Consider the following 17,527-nt stretch of genomic DNA (forward strand, 5'->3'; position numbering starts at 1 on the left):
TGCGTCTCCTCAGCAGTCCAGCGGGTTGCGTTTTTCAGGGTCGATACCGAACTTGGCAATGGCCTCGGCCACGACCTTGGGTTCGATCTCGCCGCGGTCTGCCAGGGCCTCCAGGGCTGCCAGGACCACCCAGTTACGGTCCACTTCGAAGAAGTGGCGCAGCTTCTTGCGGCTGTCGCTGCGGCCGAAGCCGTCGGTGCCGAGGACCTTGTACTCCTTGCTCGGGACCCACTGACGGATCTGGTCGGCAAACAGCTTCATATAGTCGGTAGAGGCCACGACTGGGCCCTTGCGGCCAGTCAGGCACTGCTCGACATAGGTCTGCTTCGGCTTCTGTTCCGGGTGCAGGCGGTTCTGGCGCTCGACTGCCAGGCCGTCGCGACGCAGCTCGTTGAAGCTGGTGACGCTCCAGACATCGGCGCCGACGTTGAACTGCTCGCGGAGGATCTTCGCCGCTTCCTGGACTTCGCGCAGGATGGTGCCCGAACCCAGCAGTTGCACGTGATGCGCGGCTTCCTTCTTGTCCTCCTCGAGGAGGTACATGCCCTTGATGATGCCTTCCTCTGCGCCTGCCGGCAGCGCCGGCTGGGTGTAGGCCTCGTTCATCACGGTGATGTAGTAGAAGATGTTCTGCTGTTCTTCGGTCATCTGGCGGATGCCTTCACGCACGATCACCGCCAGCTCATAGCCGAAGGTGGGGTCGTAGGTGCGGCAGTTCGGAATGGTGGCCGCCATGATATGGCTGTGGCCGTCCTCGTGCTGCAGGCCTTCACCGTTCAGGGTGGTACGGCCAGCGGTACCGCCGATCAGGAAACCACGGGCGCGGCTGTCGCCAGCGGCCCAGGCCAGGTCACCGATACGCTGGAAGCCGAACATCGAATAGAAGATGTAGAACGGCAGCATCGGCTGGTTGTGGTTGCTGTAGGAGGTACCGGCGGCGATGAAGGAGGACATGGCGCCCGCTTCGTTGATGCCTTCCTCGAGGATCTGGCCCTTCTTGTCCTCGCGGTAGAACATCACCTGGTCCTTGTCGACAGGCTCGTAGAGCTGGCCGACCGAGGAGTAGATGCCGAGCTGGCGGAACATGCCTTCCATACCGAAGGTACGGGCTTCGTCCGGGATGATCGGAACGATGCGCTGGCCGAGTTCCTTGTCCTTGACCAGCTGCGCCAGGATGCGCACGAAGGCCATGGTGGTGGAGATTTCACGATCGCCCGAACCGTCGAGGATGGCCTTGAGGGTTTCCAGCGGCGGCGTCGGGATGCTGAAGCTGTTGACGCGACGCTGCGGCACGTAACCACCCAGGGCGGCGCGGCGCTCGTGGAGGTACTTGTACTCGGCACTGCCTTCCTGCGGACGGAAGAACGGCAGTTTTTCCAGGTCGGCGTCGTTGACCGGGATGTCGAAGCGGTCGCGGAACTGCTTCAGGCTCTCGACATCGACCTTCTTGGTGTTGTGAGCGGTGTTCTTCGCTTCGCCAGCACCGGTGCCGTAGCCCTTGATGGTCTTGGCGAGGATGACGGTGGGCTGGCCCTTGTGGTTGACCGCCTGGTGGTAGGCCGCATAGACCTTGTAGGGGTCGTGGCCGCCACGGTTGAGCTTCCAGATCTCGTCGTCGGAAAGGTCCTGGACCATTTCCTTGAGTTCTGGGGTGTTGAAGAAGTTTTCGCGGACGTACGCGCCGTCCTTGGCCTTGTAGTTCTGGTATTCGCCGTCGACCACTTCGTCCATACGACGTTGCAGGGTGCCGTTGGCATCCTTGGCGAACAGCGGGTCCCAGAAACGACCCCAGACCACCTTGTTGACGTTCCACTGGGCACCGCGGAAGACGCCTTCCAGTTCCTGGATGATCTTGCCGTTGCCGCGAACCGGGCCGTCGAGGCGCTGCAGGTTGCAGTTGATGACGAAGATCAGGTTGTCCAGCTTCTCGCGGCCGGCCATGGAGATGGCGCCGAGGGATTCCGGCTCGTCGCATTCGCCGTCACCCATGAAGCACCAGACCTTCTGCTTGCCGGCGGGGATGAAGCCGCGGCTTTCCAGGTACTTCATGAAGCGAGCCTGGTAGATGGCCTGGATCGGGCCGAGGCCCATGGAGACGGTGGGGAACTGCCAGAAGTCCGGCATCAGCCACGGGTGCGGGTAGGAGGACAGGCCCTTGCCGTCCACTTCCTGACGGAAGTTGACCATCTGGTCTTCGCTGATGCGGCCTTCCATGAAGGCGCGGGCGTAGATGCCGGGGGAAGCGTGGCCCTGATAGAAGATCAGGTCGCCGCCATGCTCTTCGGTGGGAGCCTGGAAGAAGTAGTTGAAGCCGATGTCGTACAGGGTTGCCGAGGAAGCGAAGCTGGAAATGTGACCGCCCAGGTCCGGGTCGTTCAGGTTGGTGCGCATCACCATTGCCAGGGCGTTCCAGCGCACCATGGAGCGAATGCGGCGTTCCATGAACAGGTCGCCGGGCATGCGTGCTTCGTGGGTTACGGGAATGCTGTTGCGGTAGGGCGTGGTGATGGCGTAGGGCAGTTGGGTGCCGCTGCGGGTCGCCAGCTCACCCATGCGGGTCAGCAGGTAGTGCGCGCGGTCTTCGCCTTCTTTGTCGAGTACGGACTCCAGGGAATCCAGCCATTCCTGGGTTTCGACGGGATCGAGGTCTTGCATGGCTTGCTCCAGGGCGGAAAGGCTTCCAGAATCGGATGCCAGTGGTCACGGCCGGCCTTGTGGGGCGGTCGCGGCGAAATTCTTGTTACCGGGGGTAGAACCGGGCTCGTGTAGTTTTACTACAAATCGACGAAGGTTTCAGCACTCTGGATACAATCTTTCGTAGTAAAACTACAGACTGCGCGGCGCAGTCGGCTGAAATCCCCGAGTTAGAGCTGTTCCGCCACCGCTGCGCCAGCCACGGGCCCAGCCTCGGCCCGCAGCCCAGAAAGGATAGACCATGAGCCTGCCGCCGCTGGCCGACCTCTCGGCCAACCTCCAGCCCAGCGCCGATCGCGCGCTGTCTGCCGTCCGTGTTGCCCTCGCCGAGCGAGCCTCGGACTTCGACAGTTGGCCCGACGGGCGGCAGCAGGCATTCGCCCGCGTCACCGCCGCCAGTGACTTCGTCTCCGATCAGGCCCAGCGCGACCCGGCAATGCTGCTGGCGCTGGCGGCTACCGGTGAGCTGGAGCGGTCGCTGGCACCTGGTGAGCTGCGCGCCCAGATCGCCTCGGTGTTGGAGGACTGCACGGAAGAAGACGATCTCGGTCGTCGCCTGCGTCGCTATCGCAATCGCCAGCAGCTGCGCATCATCTGGCGCGATCTGACCCGCCAGGCCGATCTTGCGGAAACCTGCCGCGACCTTTCCGATCTCGCCGACGCCTGCATCGATCTGGCCTACCACTGGCTCTATAGCCGCCATTGCGCCCAGTTCGGCACGCCGATCGGCCATCGCTCCGGTCTGCCGCAGCATCTGGTGGTGCTGGGCATGGGCAAGCTGGGTGCCTTCGAGCTGAACCTGTCTTCCGACATCGACCTGATCTTCGGGTACCCCGAAGGTGGCGAGACCGAGGGGGCCAAGCGCGCCCTGGATAACCAGGAGTTCTTCACCCGTCTCGGCCAGCGCCTGATAAAGGCCCTGGATGCGATCACTGTGGACGGTTTCGTTTTCCGCGTGGACATGCGCCTGCGTCCTTACGGTTCCTCCGGCCCCCTGGTGTTCAGTTTCAATGCGCTTGAGCAGTACTACCAGGACCAGGGGCGCGACTGGGAACGCTACGCCATGATCAAGGCGCGCACCGTGGGTGGCGACCAGGCTGCTGGCGCCCAGCTCCTGCAGATGCTGCGCCCCTTCGTCTATCGCCGTTACCTGGACTTTTCCGCCATCGAAGCGCTGCGTTCGATGAAGCAGCTCATCCAGCAGGAAGTGCGCCGCAAGGGCATGACCGAGAACGTCAAGCTCGGCTCCGGCGGCATTCGCGAAGTGGAGTTCATCGCCCAGGCGTTCCAGCTGATCCATGGCGGTCGCGACCTCAGCCTGCAACAGCGGCCGCTGCTGACGGTCCTGGATACCCTGGAAGGTCAGGGCTATCTCCCGCCGCCAGTGGTGGCGGAGCTGAAAGAAGGCTACGAATTCCTCCGTTATACCGAGCATGCCTTGCAGGCGATCGCCGACCGCCAGACCCAGATGCTGCCGGACAACGACCTCGATCGCGCGCGCGTGGCCTTCATCATGGGGTTCGACGACTGGACCGCCTTCCATGAGCGCCTGATGTACTGGCGCGGGCGGGTCGAATGGCACTTCCAGCAGGTGATCGCCGACCCGGATGAAGAAGAGGGCGGCGACGGCGAAAGCTGCATCGGCGGGGAGTGGCTGCCGCTCTGGGAAGAGGCGCTGGACGAGGAGAGTGCTTGCCGGCAACTGGGTGAGGCCGGCTTTGCCGAACCTGCCGCCGCCTGGCGTCGACTCACCGATTTGCGCAACGGCCCCCAGGTGCGGGCAATGCAGCGTCTTGGTCGGGAGCGGCTGGATGCATTCATTCCGCGTTTGCTGAACCTCACCGTGGAGCACGGCAAGCCCGACCTGGTACTGGAGCGAGTGCTGCCGCTGGTGGAAAAGGTGGCCCGGCGTTCCGCCTATCTGGTGCTGTTGACCGAGAACCCGGGTGCCCTGCAGCGGCTGATCGAGCTGTGCGCAGCCAGCCCCTGGATCGCCGAGCAGATCACTCGCTTCCCGTTGCTGCTGGATGAACTGCTCAATGAAGGGCGCCTCTATCGTCCGCCGCTGGCCCCCGAGCTGGCTGCGGAGCTGCGCGAGCGCCTGACGCGCATCCCGGAAGACGACCTGGAGCAGCAGATGGAGGCCCTGCGGCATTTCAAGCTGGCCCACAGCCTGCGCGTGGCGGCGTCGGAGATCGCCGGCACACTGCCGCTCATGAAGGTCAGCGACTACCTGACCTGGCTTGCCGAGGCCATCCTCGATCAGGTCCTGGCGTTGTCCTGGCGTCATACCGTGGCCAAGCACGGCACGCCCAAGCGCGCTGATGGCAGCCTCTGCGACCCGGATTTCATCATCGTCGGCTACGGCAAGGTGGGTGGGTTGGAGTTCGGCCACGGTTCGGACCTGGACCTGGTGTTCATCCATGACGGCGACCCGCAGGCCGAAACCGACGGTGCCAAGCCCATCGATGGTGCACAGTTCTTTACGCGTCTGGGGCAGCGCATCATCCACCTGCTGACGACCCAGACCACCTCCGGCGCCCTGTATGAGGTGGACATGCGTCTGCGTCCGTCGGGCGCGGCGGGCCTGCTGGTCAGCTCCCTCGGCGCCTTCCTGCGCTACCAGGAGAATGAAGCCTGGACCTGGGAACACCAGGCGCTAGTGCGTGCACGGGTGCTTGCAGGCTCACCGCGAGTCGCCACCGCGTTCGAGCAGGTCCGCCTGGCGGTGCTCGGCCGTGAGCGCGACCTGGCCACGTTGCGTGTCGAGGTCAGCGAGATGCGGACCAAGATGCGCGACAACCTCGGCACTCGTGAGACCGCCGCCGGCACCGGTCAGAATGCCTTCGAGGCCGCGGCGGCCTTCGATCTGAAGCAGGATGCCGGCGGTATCGTCGATATCGAATTTATGGTGCAATATGCGGCCCTGGCCTGGTCACGACAGCATCCCGAGCTGGTTCGTTACACCGATAACATCCGCATCCTGGATGGCCTGGAACAGGCAAATCTGCTGACCGGCGACGAAGTTCGCCTGCTGCAGGAAGCCTACAAAGCCTACCGTTCAGCAGCCCACCGCCAGGCCCTGCAAAAGCAACCGGGGGTGGTGCGCGGGGACCAGTTCCACGCGGAGCGCCAAGGCGTGACGCGGATCTGGCGCGAGTTGGGCTTGAACTGACTCGACGGGCTGAACCAATCGAATTCTTGAGGAGCTGGCAATATGTCGATGGCCGATCGTGATGGCGTGATCTGGTATGACGGCGAACTGGTGCCGTGGCGCGAAGCAACCACTCACGTCCTGACCCACACCCTGCATTACGGCATGGGCGTGTTCGAGGGCGTGCGCGCCTACAACACCCCGGACGGCACCGCCATCTTCCGCCTGCAAGCGCACACCGACCGCCTGTTCGACTCCGCTCACATCTTCAACATGGAGATTCCGTTCTCCAAGGAAGAGATCAACGAAGCGCAGCGCGCCGCCGTCCGTGAAAACGGCCTGGAAAGCGCCTACCTGCGCCCGATGGTGTTCTTCGGCAGCGAAGGCATGGGTCTGCGCGCCACCGGCCTGAAGGTCCACGTGATCGTCGCCGCCTGGCATTGGGGCGCCTACATGGGCGAAGAAGCGCTGGTCAACGGCATCAAGGTGCGCACCAGCTCCTACACTCGCCACCACGTCAACATCTCCATGACCCGCGCCAAGGCCAACGGCAACTACATCAACTCGATGCTGGCCCTGCAGGAAGCCATCTCCGGCGGCGCCGACGAGGCCATGCTGCTGGACCCGGAAGGCTACGTGGCCGAGGGCTCGGGCGAGAACATCTTCCTGGTCAAGGACGGTGTGGTGTACACCCCGGAAGTGACCTCCTGCCTCAACGGCATCACCCGTAGCACCATCCTGACCCTGGCCAGCGAGTTGGGCATCAAGGTGGTCGAGAAGCGCATCACCCGTGACGAGGTGTACATCTCCGACGAGGCCTTCTTCACCGGTACCGCCGCTGAAGTCACCCCGATCCGCGAAGTGGACGGTCGCAAGATCGGCATCGGCCGTCGTGGTCCGGTGACCGAGAAGCTGCAGAAAGCCTACTTCGACCTGGTGACCGGCAAGACCTCCGCCCACGGCGAGTGGCGCACCCTGGTCAAGTAATCCGACTGAGCTGCACGCGGCAAGCCGCAAGCTGCAAGTGGTCATCGCCGCTTGGAGCTTGCGGCTTGTCGCTTGAGGCTGAGGCTTGAAACTGCCCTTATGAACATTCTGATCGTAGGACCCTCCTGGGTCGGCGACATGGTGATGGCGCAGACACTTTTCCAGTGCCTGAAAGCCCGCCATCCCGACTGCCAGATCGACGTGCTTGCCCCCGAGTGGAGCCGGCCCATCCTCGAGCGCATGCCGGAAGTGCGCCAGGCCCTGAGCTTCCCCATCGGCCACGGCGTGCTGGATATCACCAGCCGGCGCAAGATCGGCAAGTCCCTGGCGGGGCAGTATGACCAGGCGATCCTCCTGCCGAACTCGCTGAAATCGGCGCTGGTGCCCTGGTTCGCCGACATTCCCAAGCGCACGGGCTGGAAGGGCGAGATGCGCTACGGCCTGCTGAACGACATCCGTACGCTCGACAAGTCGCGCTATCCGCTGATGATCGAGCGCTTCATGGCCCTGGCCTTCGAGCCGGACGCCGAGCTGCCCAAGCCCTATCCGCGCCCCTCGTTGCAGATCGATCCGGTCAGCCGCGACGCGGCCCTGGCCAAGTTCGGCCTCGACGTGGATCGTCCGGTGCTCGCGCTCTGCCCGGGTGCGGAGTTCGGTGAAGCCAAGCGCTGGCCCGCCGAGCACTACGCCAAGGTTGCGGAACTGAAGATTCGCGCCGGCTGGCAAGTCTGGCTGTTCGGCTCGAAGAACGACCACCCGGGCGGCGAAGACATCCGCATGCGCCTGATCCCCGGCCTGCGCGAGGAAGCGGTGAACCTCTCCGGTGAAACCAGCCTGGCAGAGGCCATCGACCTGCTCTCCTGCGCCAGCGCCGTGGTGTCCAACGATTCCGGCCTGATGCACGTCGCCGCTGCGCTCGCGCGCCCGCTGGTGGCGGTCTATGGCTCGACCTCGCCACAGTTCACCCCGCCCCTGGCCGAGCAGGTGGAGATCGTCCGCCTTGGCCTGGAATGCAGCCCCTGCTTTGACCGTACCTGCCGCTTCGGCCACTACAACTGCCTGCGCGAGCTCAAGCCGCGTCCGGTGATCGAAGCCTTGGATCGTCTGGTGCCGGACCCGCTCGAATTGGTGGAGAGTCGCTGAGTGCGGGTACTACTGATCAAGACGTCTTCCCTGGGTGATGTCATCCACACCCTGCCAGCGCTGACCGATGCAGCACGTGCAATTCCCGGTATCCAGTTCGACTGGGTGGTCGAGGAAGGTTTTGCCGAGATTCCAGCCTGGCACCCGGCAGTGGCCCACGTCATCCCGGTGGCCATTCGGCGCTGGCGCAAGAACGTCTGGCAGACGCTCAGGAGTGGCGAGTGGCGCCGCTTCAAGCGCCGTCTGCGGGAAGCCCGCTATGACTTGGTGATCGACGCCCAGGGCCTGCTGAAAAGCGCCCTGCTGACGCGCTACACCAAGGCTCCGGTGGTTGGTTTGGACCGGGATTCCGCCCGCGAGCCTCTGGCCAGCCACTTCTATGACCGGCGCTATCCGGTTGCCTGGGGGCAGCATGCCGTCGAGCGCGTGCGTCAGCTGTTCGCTCAGGCCCTGGATTACCGCGTGCCGGAAGGTGTGGGCAACTACGGCTTGAACCGCGCCCAGCTCGCCGATGCGCCGGGCGGATCGCCCTATTTGCTGTTCCTCCATGGCACCACCTGGGACACCAAGCACTGGCCTGAGAAGTACTGGCGCGAGCTCACCGAGCGTGCCTGTGATCATGGCTGGCACGTGCGCCTGCCCTGGGGCAACGCGGCGGAGAAGGCGCGTGCCGAACGTATCGCCGAAGGCTTGGAAAAGGCTGCCGTGCTCCCCAGATTATCCCTGGCGGGAATGGCCAAGGTGGTAGCCGGGGCGCGCGCCTGCGTGGCGGTGGACACCGGCCTCGGCCACCTGGCCGCTGCGCTGGATGTGCCGACGCTGTCGCTCTACGGTCCGACCAATCCCGGTTTCACCGGCGCCTACGGGCGGTCGCAGATCCACCTGGGCAGCGACTTCCCTTGCGCGCCCTGTCTGAAGAAGACCTGCGCCTACAAGCCGTCGGCGGAAGATATCCGCCTGTTCGACCTGAAGCGTGAACAGCCGCTATGTTTTACCCGGCTGAATCCGCAGCGCGTGGCGACCCAGCTGGAAGCCCTGCTGCTGACCGAGGATATCCACTGATGCAATTGGCATTCGTGCTCTACAAGTACTTCCCCTTCGGTGGCCTGCAGCGCGACTTCATGCGCATCGCCCTGGAGTGCCAGCGCCGTGGGCATGCCGTTCGCGTCTACACCATGATCTGGGAAGGTGATATCCCGGAAGGTTTCGAGGTCCTGATCGCGCCGGTCAAGGCGCTGTTCAACCACAAGCGCAATGAGAAATTCACCGCCTGGGTCGAGGCTGACCTGGCGCGGCGTCCGGTGGACCGGGTGGTCGGCTTCAACAAGATGCCCGGCCTGGATGTCTACTACGCCGCCGACCCCTGCTTCGAAGACAAGGCGCAAAACCTGCGCAATGGACTCTATCGCCGCTGGGGCCGCTACAAGCATTTCTCCGACTATGAGCGCGCAGTATTCGCTCCCGAATCGAAGACCGAAGTGCTGATGATCTCCGAGGTGCAGCAGCCGCTGTTCGTCAAGCATTACGCGACTCCTGCCAAGCGTTTCCACCTGTTGCCACCGGGCATTGCCGCTGACCGCCGCGCGCCCGCCAATGCCGCGGAAATCCGCGCCGAGTTCCGTGGCGAGTTCAAGTTGGGCGACAACGACCTGCTGCTGGCGCAGATCGGTTCGGGCTTCAAGACCAAGGGCCTGGATCGCAGCCTCAAGGCCGTGGCCGCGCTGCCCCGCGAGCTGAAGAAACGTACCCGCCTCATCGTCATCGGCCAGGATGATCCCAAGCCTTTCCTGCTGCAGATGAAGACCCTGGGTATCTCCGACCAGGTGGACATCCTCAAGGGACGTAGCGATATCCCGCGTTTCCTGCTGGGCGCCGACCTGCTGATCCATCCGGCCTACAACGAAAACACCGGCACCGTACTGCTGGAAGCCCTGGTCGCTGGTCTGCCGGTGCTGGTCACTGACGTTTGTGGCTACGCCCACTACATCGCCGAGGCCGATAGCGGCCGCGTGCTGCCCAGTCCCTTCGATCAGGACGCGCTCAACCAGTTGCTCGCGGAGATGCTCGCCGACCAGGCCGCACGTACGAGCTGGAGCGCCAACGGCCTGGCCTTCGCCAACAGCGCCGACCTCTACAGCATGCCGCAGCACGCGGCGGACGTGATCCTCGCGGAGCGCCCATGAAGCTTGTTCTTAAACCGCCCTTCGAGCAGCTCTGGGCCGGGTGCGATGCCTTCGCCGAGGTCGAAGCGCTCAAGGGCGAGGTCTATCGCGAGCTGGAAGGCCGCCGCACCTTGCGTACCGAAGTGAATGGCGAGGGTTATTTCGTCAAGATTCACCGCGGCATCGGTTGGGGTGAGATCGTCAAGAACCTTGTCACCGCCAAGGCCCCGGTACTCGGCGCCGGCCAGGAATGGGCGGCCATCCAGCGACTGCATGAAGCCGGCGTGCCGACCATGACCGCCGTGGCGTTCGGCGAACGAGGCAGCAATCCGGCGCACCAGCACTCTTTCATCGTCACCGAAGAGTTGGCGCCCACGATCAGCCTCGAAGACTACTGTGTCGACTGGCCGCGAAATCCGCCGCCGGCGCGGTTGAAGTGGGCACTCATCGACGAAGTGGCGCGCATGACCGGCACCATGCACCGCGCTGGGGTCAACCACCGCGACTGCTATATCTGCCACTTCCTGCTGCACACTGCACGGCCGGTCACCGCCGACGACTTCAAACTGTCGCTGATCGACCTGCATCGTGCGCAGACGCGCGTCGCCACGCCGCGACGTTGGCGTGACAAGGACCTGGCCGGGCTGTATTTCTCGGCGCTGAACATCGGCCTGACCCGTCGCGACAAGCTGCGCTTCCTCAAGGCCTATTTCCGCCAGCCGCTGCGTCAGGTGCTGAAGGATGAAGCTGCACTTCTTGCCTGGCTCGAGCAGAAGGCCGCGCGCCTGCTCTCGCGCTATGAGCGCAAGTACGCCGAGGGAGGGCAGGCGTGAGCCAATGGAAACTGGCAGAGGGCCTGGATGCCGGCGTTGCCGAGCTGTTCGCTGACCTCGACAAGGTGTTCGCCCTGGAAGGTGACTGGATCACCGGGGACCCGTTATCCGAAGTGCTGCGCGTGGAGCACCGTGGGGTGCGCTACTACGTCAAACGTTACTGGGGCGCGGGCAAGGGCTTGCGTCGCTGGCTGGGTCGGCCGCGCGTCAAGGCCGAGTGGCAGAACCTCAAGCACTTCGCCAAATGGGGCATTCCCACCGCCCCTGTCGTGGGCTGGGGCCAGGAGCGCCGCGCCGGCGCCTTCCACCGTGGGGCGCTGATCACCCAGGAACTCAAGGGCACGATCGACATGGCGGAACTGGCCAAGCAGGGCGATGCGCGCCTGGCCGATCCGCGTTGGGTCGACCGCGTCAGCCGGCAGTTGGCCAAGGCCACCCGCAGCCTGCATGACCACGGCTTCGCCCACAACGACCTGAAGTGGCGCAACCTGCTGGTCGACGAAGCGGGCGACCTGTTCCTGATCGACTGTCCGACCGGCACTTTCTGGTGGGGGCCATTCCTGCACTACCGGGTCATCAAGGATCTGGCGTGCCTGGACAAGGTCGCCAAGTACCACCTGAGCCGCAGCCAGCGCCTGCGCTTCTACCTGCAGTACCGGGATCAGCCGACCCTGGGGCGCAACGACAAGCGCCGGATACGGCAGATTCTCAAGTTCTTCGAGGGACGCGAATGAGCGACTTCATCGCAGCGGCTGATCGCGAAATTCTCGCCCGCCACGGCCTGGACAGCTTCGATTCGCTCTGGGCACTGCGCCTGGAGGCAGTGGATGCGCCCAATACCGGGCGCGGTGGCTGGAGCAGCGTGTTCCGCCTGGATCTCGGTGACGCTGCCTACTATCTGAAGCGGCAAAGCAACTTCCTCAGCCGAAGCGTATTGCGGCCATTTGGCGAGCCCACGTTCTCCCGCGAGTTTCGCAATATCCGCCGTTACCAGGACCTGGGCGTTCCGGCCCTGCAGGCGGCGTTTTTCGGTACCCGCCAGATTGATGGCGAGCGCCGCGCGATCCTGGTGTCCCGTGCCCTGGACGGCTGGCGTGAACTTGCCAGTTACCTCGAGCTGTGGAACGGGATGGCCGCAGAGCCGCGTGCAGACGTCATCGCCGTCGTAGCGGGCCTGGCACGCCGTCTCCATGGCGCCGGACAAGTGCATGGGTGCTTCTATCCCAAGCATGTTTTTCTGCGGGAAACCCAGGACGGATTCGAGGCCTGTCTGATCGATCTGGAGAAGACTCGTCCGCTGTTGCTGGGCCGTCGTGATCGCGTCAAGGACCTGGAAGCCCTGGTTCGCCGGGCGGATGCCTGGGGTGAGGTCGAGGTGCGCGAGCTGCTGGCTGGCTATCTGGAGCGTCCGCGGGATTCGGCCGAGGTCAGCGATTGGCTGGCTCGTCTCGCCAGTCGCCGCCGCAACAAGGAGCGCGGGCAATGACCCTTGCAGAACTGGCTCAGGCAGGACGCAGCCCGCAACTTCCCATTCGCCTGGACGTCGCTGGCGGCCTGGAGCTACAGAGCCTGTTGCGGGTGCTGCCCGGGCAGCGCTACGTAGGCGTGGCCCTGTGGCAAGGACGCAAGGTGCTGGCCAAGCTGCTGGTCGGCGGCAAGGCCGAGCGGCACTTCCATCGCGAACTCGCAGGTGCTCGCGCGCTGCGTGAGCATGGCATCGATTCCCCGGAGCTTCTGAGCGATGGGCATCAGGCGGGGCAGGGCGGCTGGCTGTTGTTCGAGTACCTGGAGTCGGCGGAGAGCCTTTGGGACGCCTGGCGCGAGGTCGAACGTGACGCACCGCTGTCCGCCGGCCAACAGGCCGTGCTGGGCGAGGCGCTCGGCGCCATCGCACGGTTGCACCTGGCCGGGCTCGCCCAGGAGGACCTGCACCTCGACAATCTGCTGCGTCACGGCGGCAAGCTGCAGGTTATCGATGGCGGCGGCATCCGCGCCGAAGCGCCCGGAATTCCGCTTCCCCGGGACAAGGTCATGGCCAATCTGGGGGTGTTCTTCGCCCAACTGCCGGCGGAGCTCGACCCGTTCCTGGAGGAGCTGCTGGTGCAGTACCTGCTGGTCAACGGCGAACATGCCTTGCCGCTGGAGGCGCTGGAAAAGGAAATTGCCCGGATGCGGCGTTGGCGTCTTGGCGACTATATGAAGAAGATCGCTCGCGATTGCAGCCTGTTCAGCGTGGTTGGCGGTGCATTCGGCCTGCGTGCGGTTCGCCGCGAAGCGCAAGCGGACCTTGAGGAACTGCTGCAGGCCCCTGATGTTGCGCTGACTCAAGGGCGCTCGCTGAAGCAGGGAGGCACTGCCACCGTGGCGGAGGTCGCCTTCGGCGGGCGCAAGCTGCTGGTCAAGCGCTACAACATCAAGGGGCTGGGCCACTGGCTGACGCGCTTCTGGCGCCCGAGCCGAGCCTGGCACAGTTGGCGCGAAGGCCATCGCCTCGAGTTCCTCGGCATCGCCACACCGCGTCCGCTGGCCGTGATCGAACGGCGTTTCCTCTGGCTGCGCAGCCGTGCCTACCTGATTACCGAATATCTCTCCGGGCAAGATATAATCGCCCGTTTTCGACCTCATCTGGATGACCCGGATGGGGCTGGTGCTCCACCCGAAGCCGAATTACGAGCCCTCGACCGTCTGTTCGCCGCGCTGATCCGTGAACGCATCAGCCATGGCGATTTCAAGGGCAGCAACCTGTTCTGGCAGGACGGCCGCTGGACCCTGATCGACCTCGACGCCGTATGCCAGCATCGCAGCGAGGGAAGCTTTGCCCGGGCCTACGCCAAGGACCGCGCGCGCTTCCTCAGGAACTGGCCGGCCGGATCGGCACTGCACCAGCTACTGGATCAACGTTTACCGCAGGTGCCGGGCACCTGCCCTGAAAGAGGCTAACCCCCGTGGCATTGACGATTCTCGGCCTTTCCGGCGCTCTCAGCCATGATCCATCCGCCGCGCTGTACATCGACGGCAAGCTGATCGCGGCCGCCGAAGAAGAGCGCTTCGTGCGCGACAAGCACGCGAAGAATCGCATGCCCTACGAGTCGGCCAAGTTCTGCCTGGAACAGGCCGGCATTAAGCCTTCCGACGTCGACGTCGTGGCCATTCCCTTCGCTCCCATCAGCCTCTTCGGCAAGGCCCGTTGGCATTACGCCAAGCGCTACTGGTACGCCCCGGATCGTGCGCTGGACGCCATCCTCATGGGCAATCGCCGCTACAAGCGCTACCGCAAGAAGATCGTCTGGTGCCTGGAGCAACTGGGCTTCGATGCCAAGAAGGTGAAGATCGAGCCGGTGGAGCACCACCTGGCCCACGCCTCCAGCGCCTATCACTGCTCCGGCTTCAAGGAGAAGACCGCGATCCTCGGTATCGACGGCAAGGGCGAGTACGCCACCACCTTCTTCGGCTGGGGTGAGAACGGCAAGATCCACAAGATCAAGGAATTCTTCGATCCGGACTCCCTTGGCGGCCTCTACGGTGCAATCACCGAATACCTCGGCTTCGAGATGCTCGATGGCGAATTCAAGGTCATGGGCATGGCGCCCTACGGCGACGCTGCCAAGTATGACTTCTCGCGCCTGGCCAAGTTCGAGAACGGTGAGCTGATCATCAACACCGATTACGCGAACGTCATCGGCTTCCGTCGCTACAAGGAAAACGGCAAGGGCTTCTACTTCTCGCCGAAGCTGATCGAGTGGCTGGGGCCGAAGCGCCAGGGCGACATCGCCGATGACCCCTACATCCACTACGCCGCCAGCATGCAGGCACTGTTCGAGAAGCTGGCGCTGGAGATGATGGATTACTACCTCGGCGACATCATCCGCGAGACCGGCAAGATCGCCTTCGCCGGCGGTTGCGCGCTGAACGTCAAGCTGAACCAGAAGATCATCGCCCGTCCGGAAGTGAAGGAACTGTTCGTTCAGCCCGCTTCCGGTGATGCCGGCACCTCCGTCGGCGCTGCTGCCTATGTATCGGTCAAGCGCGGCGTGCCGGTGGAGAAGATGGAACACGTCTACCTCGGCCCGTCCTTCAGCAATGAAGACGTTATCGCGGCTTGTGCCAAGCACCCGCAGCAGCCGGTGTTCAAGCGTATCGAGAACACCCCGCAGCGCATCGCCAAGATCATGGTCGACGGCAACCCGGTCGCCTGGTTCCAAGGCCGCATGGAGTTCGGTCCGCGCGCCCTCGGCGGCCGCTCCATCATTGGTTGCCCGAGTGCGGCCGGCGTGGCTGACCGCATCAACGAGCAGATCAAGTTCCGTGAGCGCTGGCGCCCCTTCTGCCCGTCGATGCTGGATACCGTCGCGTCGCAGATGCTCAAGGTCGATCACCCGTCGCCCTTCATGACCTTCACCTTCGAGGTCAACGAAGAATGGAAGACCCGCGTGGCCGAAGTGGTGCACGAGGATGGCACCTCCCGCGCCCAGGTGCTGGAGCGCCGCCACAACCCACGCTGGTACGACCTGATGAAAGAGCTGGAAGTCCTCACCGGCAACGGCGTGTCCCTGAATACCTCGCTCAACCGTCGCGGCGAGCCGATGATCTGTTCGCCCACCGACGCGCTGAACATGTTCTACGGCTCGGACCTGCAGTACCTGATCATGGAAGACATCCTCGTCGTCAAGGAAGGCAAGGACTGGTATGACAATGTCGGCTAAGCCGCTGCTTAGCATCGTCATTCCCACCTACAACTACGCGGGCGTGCTCTCGCGTGCCGTGGAGTCGGTGCTGGCCCAGGCCACCCCGGAGGTCGAACTCTGGGTCGTGGACGATGGCTCCACCGACGACACCCCGGCAGTCTTCACCGCCCTGAGCCAGCGCTACGGCGCTGCTTTCCAGGGCGTGCGCCAGGCCAACGCCGGGCCGTCGACTGCTCGCAACAACGGCGTGCAACTGGCCCAGGGTCGTTATGTCCTGCTCCTCGACGCCGATGATGAGCTGGCTGCCGGCGTCCTGCCGGGCCTCTGCGAGCGCCTGCGCCGCCAACCCGACGTCGGTCTCTGGCTGGCCGGCCACATAGCCGTCCAGCCCGATGGTCGCGAGCGGGAACACCCAGCCAGCACCGTTCCCGCTGAACCCGCGCAGCGTCTCAAACACTACCTGCTGGACAAGAAGATTGGCCTCAGCCACGGCGCCTGTGTGTTCCTCCGCGAACTGCTGCTCGAGCGTCCCTATCCCGAGCACTTGCGCCACAGCGAGGACATTCCGGTCTTCGCCTATTGTCTGACCCAGCGACAAGTAGAGGTCCTCGACCTGATGCTGGCGCGCATCCACAAGCATCCCGGCAGCCTGCGCCACAACGCCGAAGCAGCCCGCAAGGTCGGTCTGGACCTGGTCGACGAAGTCTTCCTCAAGCTTCCGGCCGGTCTGCAATCGCTCAAGCCCGGCTATCGCGCCCAGCGCTGCCTGTCGCTGTTCCGCACCTGCCTGCTGGCCGGTGACCAGGACGGCGCGCGCAAGTACTACGGCGAAGCGCTGCGCACGGATTGGCGTGTGCTGCTGAAGTGGTCCTACACGCGCAAGGCCGCTCGGCTGTGGTTGCGCTGAAGCCTATGAAAGTCCTCGCGCTCAGCTCGGCTGGACGGGAACCAGACTTTTCCTGCGTCTACGAACACCTCCGGGGACTGGTCGATCTCGAGCTGAAGATCCTCGACAAGGATGCCCAGCGCAATTTGCGACGCACACTAAGCGGCGTGGACCTGTCCCGTTATGATCGGATTCTTGTTGATCTTCATTTCAAGAACATCCACCGGCAGACCCGCTTCCTCAGCAGAGTTTCCGGCCTGCTGATCTACGAAGAGGACGCCTGCCAGAACTATCTGGACAGTTCCCGCTGGCGCGGTCACTTCAGTCGCTTCTACAGGGAGTTGCCCAACGCGCGCATCGTGGTGACCGGCGCCAGCGTCGCCGAGCGATTGAAGGGCGAAGGTTTCCAGGTCCACTTCATTCCCAAGGGTTATGACCCGCGATCGATCTTCCTCGAGGGTGTGGAACGGGATATCGAGTTGGGATTCATAGGCCGGACCGCCAGCGCTGCCTACCAGGACCGGAAGCGATTGCTGGACCGTCTGGCGGCCGAGGATTCGCTGCAACTATTGCGCACCGCTCCCGGCGAGCCCTACCGTCAGATGCTGAACCGCATCCGGTACTTCGTCAGTGCTGATGTCAGCCTGGGCGAGTATATGGCAAAGAACTTCGAGGCGATGGCCTGTGGCTGTGTCTTGCTGGCTTGGCGCCAAGGCAGTGAAGAGCCGGCCATCGGCCTTGAGGACGGTGTCCACCTGCTCCTGTACTCCAGCGTCGATGAATTGCGGGCCCACTTGGCACGGCTGCGCGATGATTCGACTCTGGAGCGGGCTCTGGCCGAGGGCGGGCGCCGATTCGTCGAACAGCAGCTTTCCCACCCACGATTGGCCGAACGAATTCTCAAGGTTCTGGGCGAGTCCTGGCCATCGGTCGAGCCCGTTCCCGCCTGGCAGGCTTTCTGGGCCCGGATCAATCCATTTTGA

The 17,527-nt window shown here is 64.0% G+C and carries 13 protein-coding genes; 12 read left to right on the forward strand and 1 reads right to left on the reverse strand.

Going from position 1 to position 17,527, the window contains the following annotated elements; genetic code table 11:
• Window positions 1-9 precede the first annotated feature (9 nt).
• Complete coding sequence (gene aceE / locus MnOB_RS13675; RefSeq protein WP_077524773.1) at window positions 10-2,655, reverse strand: pyruvate dehydrogenase (acetyl-transferring), homodimeric type; 2,646 nt, start codon at window positions 2,653-2,655, stop codon at window positions 10-12.
• A gap of 280 nt (window positions 2,656-2,935) precedes the next feature.
• On the opposite strand from aceE, the gene glnE reads away from it, so the two are divergent.
• From glnE to MnOB_RS13735, 12 genes are all read left to right on the forward strand, one after another.
• Window positions 2,936-5,869 (forward strand): bifunctional [glutamate--ammonia ligase]-adenylyl-L-tyrosine phosphorylase/[glutamate--ammonia-ligase] adenylyltransferase, encoded by a 2,934-nt coding sequence (glnE, locus tag MnOB_RS13680; protein WP_077524774.1) that lies wholly within the window; start codon window positions 2,936-2,938, stop codon window positions 5,867-5,869.
• Between the two features lie 42 nt (window positions 5,870-5,911).
• A complete protein-coding gene (locus MnOB_RS13685) occupies window positions 5,912-6,835 on the forward strand; it encodes a branched-chain amino acid transaminase (protein ID WP_077524775.1) in 924 nt (307 codons plus the stop codon).
• A 99-nt stretch (window positions 6,836-6,934) separates the two neighbouring features.
• The gene (gene waaF, locus MnOB_RS13690) at window positions 6,935-7,978 is read left to right on the forward strand and encodes a lipopolysaccharide heptosyltransferase II (RefSeq protein WP_077524776.1); all 1,044 of its coding nucleotides are present in this window, start codon (window positions 6,935-6,937) and stop codon (window positions 7,976-7,978) included.
• Entirely contained in the window at window positions 7,979-9,040 is a 1,062-nt protein-coding gene (waaC, locus tag MnOB_RS13695; protein WP_077524777.1) for a lipopolysaccharide heptosyltransferase I, read from the forward strand.
• Window positions 9,040-10,161: a glycosyltransferase family 4 protein gene (locus MnOB_RS13700; protein WP_077524778.1), complete on the forward strand. Its 1,122-nt coding sequence runs from the start codon at window positions 9,040-9,042 to the stop codon at window positions 10,159-10,161. Before waaC ends, MnOB_RS13700 begins: the two co-directional genes overlap by 1 nt.
• Complete coding sequence (gene rfaP, locus MnOB_RS13705; protein ID WP_077524779.1) at window positions 10,158-10,973, forward strand: lipopolysaccharide core heptose(I) kinase RfaP; 816 nt, start codon at window positions 10,158-10,160, stop codon at window positions 10,971-10,973. The genes MnOB_RS13700 and rfaP overlap by 4 nt, the downstream gene beginning before the upstream one ends.
• Window positions 10,970-11,707, forward strand: a complete 738-nt coding sequence (locus tag MnOB_RS13710; RefSeq protein ID WP_077524780.1) for a lipopolysaccharide kinase InaA family protein — start codon at window positions 10,970-10,972, stop codon at window positions 11,705-11,707. The genes rfaP and MnOB_RS13710 overlap by 4 nt, the downstream gene beginning before the upstream one ends.
• Window positions 11,704-12,459 carry a lipopolysaccharide kinase InaA family protein gene (locus tag MnOB_RS13715; protein WP_077524781.1) on the forward strand — a complete coding sequence of 252 codons (756 nt, stop codon included), beginning with the start codon at window positions 11,704-11,706 and terminating at the stop codon, window positions 12,457-12,459. The genes MnOB_RS13710 and MnOB_RS13715 overlap by 4 nt, the downstream gene beginning before the upstream one ends.
• On the forward strand, window positions 12,456-13,913 hold the full coding sequence (locus MnOB_RS13720; RefSeq protein WP_077524782.1) for a lipopolysaccharide kinase InaA family protein: 1,458 nt from the start codon (window positions 12,456-12,458) through the stop codon (window positions 13,911-13,913). Before MnOB_RS13715 ends, MnOB_RS13720 begins: the two co-directional genes overlap by 4 nt.
• Before the next feature lie 5 nt (window positions 13,914-13,918).
• Window positions 13,919-15,676 carry a carbamoyltransferase family protein gene (locus MnOB_RS13725; protein WP_077524783.1) on the forward strand — a complete coding sequence of 586 codons (1,758 nt, stop codon included), beginning with the start codon at window positions 13,919-13,921 and terminating at the stop codon, window positions 15,674-15,676.
• On the forward strand, window positions 15,666-16,565 hold the full coding sequence (locus MnOB_RS13730) for a glycosyltransferase family 2 protein (protein WP_077524784.1): 900 nt from the start codon (window positions 15,666-15,668) through the stop codon (window positions 16,563-16,565). The genes MnOB_RS13725 and MnOB_RS13730 overlap by 11 nt, the downstream gene beginning before the upstream one ends.
• Entirely contained in the window at window positions 16,553-17,527 is a 975-nt protein-coding gene (locus MnOB_RS13735) for a glycosyltransferase family protein (RefSeq protein WP_234358256.1), read from the forward strand. The genes MnOB_RS13730 and MnOB_RS13735 overlap by 13 nt, the downstream gene beginning before the upstream one ends.

Source organism: Metapseudomonas resinovorans, assembly GCF_002003485.1.
Taxonomy (GTDB): Bacteria; Pseudomonadota; Gammaproteobacteria; order Pseudomonadales; family Pseudomonadaceae; genus Metapseudomonas; species Metapseudomonas resinovorans_D.